At 36.2% G+C, this 229-nt stretch carries 1 pseudogene; it reads left to right on the top strand.

Annotation, left to right across the window (positions count from 1 at the left end):
- Positions 1 to 229: pseudogene (locus B4H32_RS05100) on the top strand (IS1 family transposase); the annotation flags it as partial.

The following is a 229-nucleotide window of genomic DNA, read 5'->3' as shown; positions in this document are numbered from 1 at the left end:
TTGTTGCTTATGTTTGGGGTAAGAGACATTTAGCTACAGTCCAAAGGTTGAAGACAAAGCTTAAACAATTAGGTATTCACTACACCCGAATTGCAAGTGATCATTGGGACAGTTTCATCACTGCTTTTAAAAACTGCAAGCAAAGTATTGGTAAGTTGTTTACTGTAGGAATTGAAGGTAATAATTGCAAAATAAGGCATCGAATAAGGCGTGGTTTTAGAAGAAGTTG

It is taken from the genome of Acinetobacter sp. UBA2063 (assembly GCF_002333245.1).
Lineage (GTDB): Bacteria > Pseudomonadota > Gammaproteobacteria > Pseudomonadales > Moraxellaceae > Acinetobacter > Acinetobacter parvus.
Note: the sequence above shows the minus strand (reverse complement) of the source record. Positions and strands in the feature narration are given on the sequence as shown.